At 66.9% G+C, this 9,935-nt stretch carries 8 protein-coding genes, 1 tRNA gene and 1 riboswitch; of the genes, 3 read left to right on the forward strand and 6 right to left on the reverse strand.

Annotated elements, in window-relative coordinates:
- Both AB1609_08375 and AB1609_08380 read right to left on the reverse strand, forming a co-directional pair.
- On the reverse strand, positions 1-190 hold a 190-nt coding region (locus AB1609_08375), incomplete at its 3' end, for a threonine synthase (protein ID MEW6046484.1).
- A gap of 208 nt (positions 191-398) precedes the next feature.
- Positions 399-492: riboswitch (SAM riboswitch) on the reverse strand.
- A gap of 133 nt (positions 493-625) precedes the next feature.
- Positions 626-712 (reverse strand) — tRNA-Leu (locus AB1609_08380).
- Positions 713-852: 140 nt separating this feature from the next.
- Here AB1609_08380 and chrA point away from each other — a divergent pair.
- From chrA to AB1609_08395, 3 genes are all read left to right on the forward strand, one after another.
- Positions 853-2,013 carry a chromate efflux transporter gene (gene chrA / locus AB1609_08385; protein MEW6046485.1) on the forward strand — a complete coding sequence of 387 codons (1,161 nt, stop codon included), beginning with the start codon at positions 853-855 and terminating at the stop codon, positions 2,011-2,013.
- Between the two features lie 77 nt (positions 2,014-2,090).
- The gene (locus tag AB1609_08390) at positions 2,091-2,591 is read left to right on the forward strand and encodes a MarR family transcriptional regulator (protein ID MEW6046486.1); all 501 of its coding nucleotides are present in this window, start codon (positions 2,091-2,093) and stop codon (positions 2,589-2,591) included.
- The gene (locus AB1609_08395; GenBank protein ID MEW6046487.1) at positions 2,563-4,437 is read left to right on the forward strand and encodes an ABC transporter permease; all 1,875 of its coding nucleotides are present in this window, start codon (positions 2,563-2,565) and stop codon (positions 4,435-4,437) included. The genes AB1609_08390 and AB1609_08395 overlap by 29 nt, the downstream gene beginning before the upstream one ends.
- Before the next feature lie 37 nt (positions 4,438-4,474).
- On the opposite strand, the gene AB1609_08400 is transcribed toward AB1609_08395, so the two are convergent.
- From AB1609_08400 to galK, 4 genes are all read right to left on the reverse strand, one after another.
- Positions 4,475-6,022, reverse strand: a complete 1,548-nt coding sequence (locus AB1609_08400; GenBank protein ID MEW6046488.1) for a flagellin — start codon at positions 6,020-6,022, stop codon at positions 4,475-4,477.
- Between the two features lie 263 nt (positions 6,023-6,285).
- Positions 6,286-7,617, reverse strand: a complete 1,332-nt coding sequence (locus tag AB1609_08405; protein MEW6046489.1) for an MFS transporter — start codon at positions 7,615-7,617, stop codon at positions 6,286-6,288.
- A 112-nt stretch (positions 7,618-7,729) separates the two neighbouring features.
- Positions 7,730-9,028, reverse strand: coding sequence for an alpha-glucosidase/alpha-galactosidase (locus AB1609_08410; protein ID MEW6046490.1), 1,299 nt, complete (start codon positions 9,026-9,028; stop codon positions 7,730-7,732).
- A 46-nt stretch (positions 9,029-9,074) separates the two neighbouring features.
- Positions 9,075-9,935: galactokinase (galK, locus tag AB1609_08415; GenBank protein ID MEW6046491.1), on the reverse strand; the 861-nt coding region annotated here is incomplete at its 5' end.

A 9,935-nucleotide genomic window follows, 5' to 3' on the forward strand; every position in this document is an offset into this window, starting at 1 on the left:
CGGGTAACAATTGCGCATAACGCCAGATGCTCTTGGGGCCAGAAGCGATGCTGGCCGCCAGCTGCTCCGGGCTCACCCGCCCGAAATCGTAGACGACCTCGAGCGGCCCGAAGCAGTCGTCGCAGGCGTAAACAGGCGAAACAGGAAAGCTCTTGCCGCATTCCCGGCAGCGGAGCCCAACAGCGGCCACCCAGGACAACCCCCCTGCTCGGCGGGCGGTACCCGGCAACGGGCGTCAACGCAAAAGCCCCGTCACGTGCTTTCGTGCCGGCCGGAGGGCGTCCGCGAATGGGCAGATCGCTTCAGAGGGACGGACCACAAAATTCCTCTCCCTGCGCCAGCAGGCCGGGCCGCCTGGCCATCAGCGGCCCTTTCGGGAGAGGACGGCTGACGTCGTCCTCTTATCCTCCGGGATTGGCACCTTGCTGCCTCAGCTGGCATGCAGGTTGCCGGGGGTCATCGAGCCGGTCTCTCGCCCGCTCTTGATAAGGGACATGAACTTGTTTTGCCGAACGCCCGGCTCGACAGGGCCGGGGCCGGTTGGCACGCATGGTAGCACGAGGCAGTCGCACATGTCAATAGGGTATTGACGGTGGCTGCGCCGCGACCGATCGAGGTGCGAGAGTGGTGCGGGCGGGGGGAGTTGAACCCCCACGGGCTGTAAGCCCAGCAGATCCTAAGTCTGCTGCGTCTGCCATTCCGCCACGCCCGCACGAGGCGGTGGGCACCGTGCGGCTCGAAAACCCAGCCCGGTTGCCACCGCCAGTATAGCAAGTGCCTGCATGGCCGCCAAGGGACGGCCCGCCTGGCGACGAACTGCACCAGCCAAACGGCGGTGACGGAGAAGAGCCGATGAAGGGAAGTTCTCGCCGGGCCGCTCTGGCAGAGGTCGCGGCGCTGTTCGCCAGGCTGGGGGTCACCGGCTTTGGTGGCCCCGCCGCACATATCGCCATGATGCGTGAGGAGGTGGTGCACCGCCGCAGGTGGGTCACCGATCAACGCTTTCTTGACCTTCTCGGGCTTACGAACCTCATCCCCGGGCCCAACTCCACCGAGATGGCCATTCACCTCGGCTATCTCCGGGCGGGATGGCCTGGGCTCATCGTAGCGGGCGCCAGCTTCATCCTGCCGGCAGCGCTGATCGTTTCGGCGTTTGCCTGGGCATACGTGGCGTACGGAGCGACACCGCAGGCCACGTGGCTTCTCTACGGCGTCAAGCCGGTCATCATCGCCGTCGTGGTGCACGCGCTGGCGGGAATGGTGCGAACGGCCCTAAGAAGCCCCCTTGCGATGGCCTGGGGCGCCTTGGTGCTCGGGCTGTACTGGCTGGGTGTCAACGAAATCCTGCTGCTTTTCGGCGCAGGTCTGCTCTTTGCCGTGCTACGGCAGGGAATGTTTCGGGTCCGGCCCGGTCCGTCACTACCGGCAGTCGTGGGCACCGCCGCGGCGGCGGCCGCCACGACCGTCGCCGGCAACGCAGCGCCTTTCTCCCTGAGTCTGATCTTCTGGGTCTTCCTGAAGGTCGGCTCTGTCCTCTACGGGAGCGGGTACGTGCTGCTGGCCTTTCTGCGCAACGACTTCGTTCAGCGTCTCGGGTGGCTCACCGACCGCCAGCTTCTGGACGCCATCTCGGTGGGTCAGTTCACGCCGGGCCCGGTGTTCACCACCGCCACGTTCATCGGGTACCTGCTGGGCCGCTGGCCGGGGGCTGTCCTTGCGACGCTCGGCATCTTCCTGCCCTCGTTCATCTTCGTGGCGGCCGTGCACCCGCTGGGCGCCCGGCTGCGCCGTTCACCCTGGACCTCGGCCGCGCTGGATGGCGTCAACATCGCCGCGCTGGGGCTCATGGCCGGGGTGACCCTGCAACTGGCGCGAAGCGCCCTGGTGGATGGCTTCACCTCGGCCCTGGCGCTCGTCTCGCTGGCAGCACTGGTGCGCTACCGCGTCAATTCGGCCTGGCTCGTCCTGGCTGGCGCATCGGCCGGCCTGGCCGCCGAGTTGCTCGTTGCTTGACAGCGCCGTGGCCGGGTGCGAGAATGCCGAGGTCATGCGGCAACCAAACTATCCGGTGCCCGAATAAAATGGCCCCGGTGTGTGACGAACGGGAGAACTGCGAGACAAGCGTGCGCCGGGATCAGGCCGAAGCCTACATGGCCAGAGTCCACGAACTCATCCTGCAGCTTCGCCACCGGTGGCGCCGCACAGAGCGGTGCGGCGAACTGAGCTGGCCGCAGTGGTTCCTGCTTCGCCACCTGCGCTGCCACGGGCCGAGCCACCCTCACATGCTGGCCGACCGGCTGGGCGTGACGCGTTCGACGCTGACCGGGCTGCTTGACGTCCTGCAAGAGCGGGGATACATAGAACGTTCCCCGGATCCGGGGGACCGGCGCACGCTGTGGATCGGCATTACGGCGGCCGGCCGGAAGGCGTTGCAGCGGTGCGAGGAGTACAGCCGCCGGCGGGTTGTGCGAGCCTTGAGGGCTCTGGACGTGGCGGAGGCGGATGTCCTGGTGCGGTCCCTGGAGAAGTTGATTGGGGCGTGGGGTCAGGAAAGCGAGGCGAATGGAGCAGATGGAGACGGGGAAGCCTGAGGTGTTCAGCGACAACGGGGCGGCCGGCGGCCTCCCCGTCATCGAGGTGCGGGAGCTGACCCGCCGTTTCGGTTTGGTCACCGCGGTGGATGCCGTCAGCTTCGATGTACGAGAAGGCGAAATTTTCGGATTTCTGGGCCCAAATGGGGCTGGCAAGACCACCACCATCAATATGCTGTGCACGCTGCTGCGGCCCACGGCCGGGCGGGCAACCGTCAACGGGCACGACGTAACCATCGAACCGCATGCCGTCCGGCAGTCCATCGGGCTCATCTTCCAGGACCCGGCACTGGACGAACGCCTGACGGCTTACGAGAACCTGCGGTTCCACGCCATGCTGTACGACGTGCCGCCGGATGCGTTCGAGCGGCGGGTGCGCGAGGTTCTGCAAATGGTTGACCTGGCCGACAAGGCGCGGGCCATCGTGCGCAACTTTTCCGGGGGAATGAAGCGGCGGCTGGAGATCGCCCGGGGGCTCTTGCACCACCCGAAGGTGCTCTTCCTCGACGAGCCCACCATCGGCCTTGACCCGCAGACCCGGCGCCACATCTGGGAGTATATCACGGCCCTGCGCAAACAGCAGGGGCTTACTATCTTCCTCACCACCCACTACATGGAGGAGGCGGAGATCTGCGAACGGATCGCCATCATAGACCACGGGCGCATCGTGGCGCTGGATACGCCGGATGAGCTGAAGCGGCTGGTGGGCGGCGATGTGGTCACGGTGCGAACGGGCAACAACGCGGCGGCGGCCGAGAGGCTCAAGAGCGCATTCGGGCTGGAGCCCCGGCTGGGGCCTGGCGGCGAACTCATCGTGGAGGTAGACCGGGGCGACCGGTTCATCCCCCAGATGGTGACAGCCTTCAACGGGGACGGGGCGGCGCTCTCGGTACACAGCGTAAGCCTGCGCCAGCCGGGACGTGGAGGCGAGCCCGGCGGACCGGATGCGGGTGCACCGGGCCATGTGGGGGCGGAGGTAGGGGAACGGCGGGCGAAGGGCGAGGACGCCCGCCGGCGGCATGACGCGGTCGTCGAGGGGTGCGGTGGCGTGAACTCATTCAGGCGAGAACTGAAGGGCATTTACACCATTTGGTACCGGGACGTGCTGCGGTTTCTCAGGGATCGCTCCCGGATCGTGGCGTCGCTCGGCCAGCCGCTGCTCTTTTTGTTCGTCTTCGGGAGCGGGCTTGCGCCGGCGATGTCCAACCTGGGGCAGGGGGCGTTCAACTTCAAGCAGTTCCTCTTCCCCGGCATTTTGAGCATGGCGGTGCTGTTTACGGCCATTTTCTCGGCGGTCTCCATCGTGTGGGACCGGGAGTTCGGGTTTCTCAAGGAGGTCATGGTGGCGCCCGTCTCTCGCCTTGCCGTGGCGCTTGGCAAGGTGGCGGGGGGCAGCACGGTGGCGATGTTCCAGGGGCTCATCGTGCTGGTGCTGGCGCCGTTCATCGGCGTGCGCCTCTCGTGGGATCAGGTGCTGATCCTGATGCTGCTCATGCTGCTGCTGGCGGCGGTGATGACGGCGTTCGGCATTTTGATCGCGGCTCGCCAGCGCAGCATGGAAGGTTTCCAGATGGTCATGCAGTTTTTGCTCATGCCGATGTTCTTCCTGTCCGGAGCGTTTTTCCCGCTGCGCGGGGTGCCGCTGTGGATGGAGTGGCTGAGCCGCATCGACCCGGTCACCTACGGCGTTGACCCGCTGCGGCAGGTGGCGCTGGGCAAGAGCCTGCCGGAGTTCGTGCTGAAGGCCATCAGCCTGCACCCTGTTGCGGTGGACGTGGCGGTGCTGGCGGCGCTGGGGCTGGCGTTTCTGGTGCCGGCGGTGTGGCTGTTTGGCCGGCAGGAGTAAGGGTGGGCCACCGGCCCAGTCAATTGGGCCGGACCCCTCAGGCCGTCCAGGCCCTCAATGCGGGAACGGGTGCCCGGCCCTGGATGTCCGTCACCGAAACCAGCAATCCGGAGAGCGAGTCGCGCAAGGCGGCCGTGTAGGAGCGCACAGCGGCGCCGCTCAGGCGAACCCTGGTCAGAGCCCCGTTGAGGCGAGATGCTTCGAGAGCAAAGTCGGCGTCGACCAGGTGGCTTACGGCCTGCTGCAAATTGAGTTCGTGGACCTCCATCCTCTGCTCCACGTGCTGCAGCGCGTTGGTGAGGGCTCCGATGGCGGCCCGGCCGCTGTGCACATGTTCAGTGGCGGTATCCAGGAGCGTCAGGGCCTGGTCTGCGGAATCGGGCGAAGGCAGCGCGAGCTGATCGATGCCGAGCGCCTCGGGTGTGACCTCGGGCAGGGTAAGGCGAAGCTGAGCCCCTGGCGCCGGGCCAATCTGAAGGACAAGGGGCCGGCCGGCGGTGACGGTTTCGGTGACGGTCTGCTCTGCCGTCACCGCAGGGCGGGCTGCCGTGGCGGTGATGGTGAAGGTATCGCCGGTCAGATAGGCCAGGTCCTGCCCGGGACTATCGAAGCTCAAAGTCAGGCCGTTACCCAGATCGACGGGGTTTTGAGAGACGGTGCCGGTCTGGTCGCCTTCCGGGCCGCTGATTTGATACTGGGCGGGCTGGCTCACGGCCGCCGTGGTGGTTACCGAATACGCGGTCCCGTCCTTGTAATACGCGGGCTTGTCAACGAACTGGATCACGGCGCCGTTGGGGAGCCCGACCACCAATCCCTCGGTGATGGTTTCGTCGGGCATGACCTGCGTTCCGCCCTCGGTTATCCGGTAGAACCTATCGTTTTTGACCTGGTAGATCATGACCTCGTACACCGTGTTCGTGGTCGGCCAGCTACCGGGCCCGACGTCGATACGGCCCCTCGCTGGTTGGGGCGTGATAGAGGTGGAGGGGTCGGTAAAGACGGCGTCGCTGAGGATCGTGAGGGTGTAACTTGCGTCGGCAAGCGGCGTGCCTGCGACGACAATCCCACCATGCCCGCGGTTTGTGCCGGCCTCAACCGTCACCGAGGCAGGCTGCTCGGGGGCCACCACGACCGTCTCGGTGCGCGTGACAGTCCGCGTCCGGGGGGTGAACGTGCCGTCCAGCAGGGTCATGCCGTTGTACGCTGTGGAAGTTACGAGCGACCGGAACTCCCGCATCAGCCCCGCCCAGGCGGTCTGAAGCGCCGTCCGGTCGGCCTCCGACAGGGTGGGGTTCGCGGATTGCACTGCCATGTCCCGCATGCGAAGCAAAACGTCGCCGGCCGCGGCCAGCCCGCTTTCAGCGGTGTCGAGCAGTTCCCGACCTGCCTGGACGTTTCGCCGAGCCTGCCGCGCGCCCAAAACCTCGGCCCTGAGGCGCTGGGCAGCGGCCAGTTCGGCCGGGCCGTGAGCTGCCGTACGTACGGCAAGCCCGCTGGCCAGGGTGGCTACCGCGCGGCTGAGCTCCCGGGCCGCCGTACCCTGCAGGCGAAGGATACCCGGCATCGGCACGCTGCCGACGCGCATCGGCTGCTCCCCAACCCCCGCTGAACCGCGCAGGCGCCCGTGGACGCCTTTGAACGAACCATTACCCGAAGGAATTCCCGGCCGCATGGCTGTCCGCGCGGCCAGACGCGTTTGCCTTTGTATCGTAACGCCAACCGACCTCGTTAGCAACGGGTGAGACGCCGGGGCCCATGCCGGTCCGGACCCTCTCCCTCCGGGACACGGCTCTCCCGGGTGACGCCGGCGAGCTGGTGCTGCTGGGACGGCTGCGTGAGGGACGGCTCTCACCCGATGTCCGGCTGGCCCTCGGCTCCCTCGCGCCACGGGGAGGGGTCGAAGGAGGTCGCTGGACCGCCCTGGTCGCCGTTGACTTCCCCCTCCGGCGGAGATCCCTCGTTTTCGGCCGCCCCCTGCTGTCTGACGGCAGCCTGCGGCACCTGGATGAGGCCCATTGCCCAGGCTAGGCCCGCCGAAGCCAGTGCCGAGAGGCCGAAGATCACGAGCCGCATCGAAGGGTTCCCTGCCAGGCCGAAGAGGGGCGGGCCGGCCGCCACGCCGGCAAAGCGCACGGTTCCGTAGAGGGCCGTCACGGCCCCGCGCTGGCTGCGCGAGGCGGCCCCGGTCACCAGGGTATTGACAGCCGGAAGGCTGATGCCAGTGCCGAGGCCGAGCAGCGCTGCCAGCGTGATCAGGAGCCACAGGGGCTGGCGCACCACGGCCATGGCGCCGAGCGCCACGGCACTTGCGGCGAGGCCCGCCACGATCATCGGCTTTACCTGCTGCGGGCGGTTCTGGAGATAGAGCCCGCCAAGGAACGCCACGATGGCCATGACGCCCACAGGGATGGCGATGATGCCTCCCCGAACCAGCTGCGAGAGGCGGAAGCGGCTTTCGAGTTCGTCGCTGATGAGGCTCAACACCCCAAACAGCGCGAACAGAACCATCATGCCTGCCCCGTACCCGGCCAAAAGCGCGGCGCCGCGGGTTTTCGCGATCTCCGCAAGGCGCGCCCAGTAGCCGGCGAGACCCTGTGCCTGCCGCTCGTGGCCAGGCTCCCTGACCACGAGCCAGACCCCCACTGCTGCCGGGAGCGCTATGGCCCCGTAGACGAAAAACGGCAGGAACCAGACAACCATTGCTGCCAGTGCGCCGATCAGCGGGCTTACGACCTTGCCGAGCCCGTTGCTCGCCTCCAGGAGCCCAAGGGCGCGGCTGCGTTCCGAGCTCTGAAAGACGTCGCCGGCGAGAGCCATGGCAAGCTGGTAGGTCCCGCCTGCGCCGATGCCCTGCAGGATGCGGGCGCCCAGCACCGGCCAGAACCGCCCGGGAAGCAGCCAGGCCCCGATCCCCGCCAGGATACCCCCGAGCCCGTAGAGCACCAGGGCGGGCACCATGACGGGCTTGCGGCCGATGCGGTCCGAGAGGGCGCCGGCAAAGGGGATGGTGATCGCGGCCGGGAGCGAAAAGGCGGTGATGACGAGCCCCGTCTGGACCGGCGTCAAGCCGAGATGCGATTTGATGGCAGGAAGTACCGGAATGAGCATAGAGTTTCCAAGCACCATGACGAACGGAACGGAACTCAAGACCAAGAACCAGCGGAACGTCTCGCCCCGCACCGGCTCTGCCTCCCGACCCCTCGATGACGCCATGCAGGCCTGCTCAGGCTGCCAGGGGTAAGGTGCCCGCTTTGAGGCAGCGCACCAGAAGGGCGTTATTGGTAGGGTTGGCTCACGTGAACTGGGGGAGCCACTCCCTGTGCGCCGCCAGCAGCTCATCGACCATCGCGACGATCTCGTCGAGCGTGAGCTCCGCCGCAGTATGCGGGTCGAGCATCGCTGCGTGGTATACGTGCTCTCGCTTTCCCGTCAGCGCGGCCTCCACTGCCACCGCTTGAACGTTGATGTTGGTCTGGATGAGGGCAGCCAGGTGAACGGGAAGCGGCCCCACGTGAGTCGGCTGGACGCCAAGGCGATCGGCCAGGCACGGAACCTCGACGATGGCGCCCGCAGGCAGATTGGTAATGAGGCCGGCGTTGGGGACATTTGCGTACACAGTGCGAGGCGTTCCTGTCTCCATGCTGTGGATGATGAGCGGAGCATACTCATGCGAGCGCTCGTGGGACAGGGGTTCACTTCCGTGTTCGAGGCTGTGCCGGAGCGCCTCCCAACCCGCGATCTGCTCTTCGCAGCGGCGCGGGTACTCATCCAGAGGGATGTTGTACCGGGTGATAAGGTCCGGGCGATCCCGCCGGATGAAGTAGGGTACGTATTCGGAAAAGTGCTCGCTCGATTCCGTGACGAAGTAGCCCAGACGCATCATCATGTCGTATCGGACCCGGTTCCACGGCGGGACCCGCCCCTCGGCCACAAGTCGCCGAAGCGCCGGGTAGAGGTCGTCGCCGTTTCGCTCAAGCCGCAAATAGAACGCCATATGGTTGATGCCGGCCGCCAGGTAGCTCATCTCTTCGTACGGGATTCCGAGGTCGGCGGCCAACTGGCGAGCCGTTCCTTGAACGCTGTGGCATAACCCCACCGTGCGGATGCGGGTGGCGCGGCTCAAAGCCCACTGGTTCATGGCCATGGGGTTAGCATAGTTGATGAGAAGGGCGTCGGGGCAGACCTCCTCCATGTCCCGTGCGATGTCGATGAGCACCGGGATGGTGCGCAGCGCCCGCATGATTCCGCCGATGCCGAGGGTATCCCCAATGGTCTGTCGAAGGCCGTACTTCTTGGGGATCTCGAAGTCGATGACCGTCGCGGGCCGATAGCCCCCGACCTGGATCATGCAAATGACATACTTGGCCCCCTCGAGCGCGCGGCGGCGGTCCGTCGTGGCCGTTATCCGGGGTCGAGCCCCCAACGCCTCGGCGAGCCGGTGGGTGACCCGTTGGGTGACGGCCAGGCGATCCGGGTCAATGTCCATGAGGGCGAACTCAACGTCTTGGAGCTCCGGATAGCTGAGGACGTCTCCGATGATGTTTTTTGCGAACACGGTGGACCCTGCGCCGATGATGGCAATCTTCGACATGGCTGCTTAGCCCCTACCCCTCAAACCCGGCTGACCGGTACACCCTTCAAAGCCGGCTGACCGTTGCGCCCTCGGCCGCCTGCAAGACGAACACCTGCGGCGTCTTTCCGGTGCGGCGAGGGTACTCCTCTTCGAGCGCTGCGATGAGAGCGGGTACCGCTTCGGGCCGGACCAACGCCACCGTGCAGCCGCCAAACCCCGCCCCGGTCATACGGGCCCCGTACGCCCCCGGCACGCGGCGGGCGATGTCGACGGCCGCATCGAGTTCGGGCGAGCTCACCTCGAAGAGGTCCCGCAGGCTTTCGTGGGAGGCGTTCATCAGTTCGCCGACCCTGGGCAGGTCGCCGGCTTGCAGGGCCTGTACCGCGCCGACCACCCGGGCGTTTTCCTCGACGAGGTGGCGCAGGCGGCGCATAAGAATTGGCGGCATCACGGCTTCCAGGCCCCGGAGCGCCTCGTCGGACAACTCCCGGGGCAGGCGCCAGCCCGGTACGTGGCGCCGGGCGATGGCCAGCGCCTCCTCGCACTCCTGGCGGCGGCGGTTGTATTCGGAGCCGACCAGGCGGCGCTGCACCCGGGTGTCGGTCACCACGATGGCGGCGCCGGGCGGCAGCGGGACGTGCTCGTAGCTGAGGCTCTCGGTGTCGAGGAACAGCGCCGAGTTTCGCCGGGCCATGCGGGAGACGAACTGGTCCATGATGCCGCAGGCCACGCCGACGAAGTCGTTCTCGGCGCGGCGGGCGAGCTTCACCGCCTCGATGGGCGCAAGCTCGAACCCGGCGGCTGCCTGGGCGAACATCACGGTCGCCTCTTCGAGCGCCGCCGACGAGGAGAGCCCGGCACCCTGGGGGACATCTCCCGCTATCGCCATGTCGGCTCCCACGGCGGGCAGCCCGGCGGCCTGCAG

The sequence above is a fragment of the Bacillota bacterium genome, from assembly GCA_040754675.1.
Lineage (GTDB): Bacteria > Bacillota > Limnochordia > Limnochordales > Geochordaceae > Geochorda.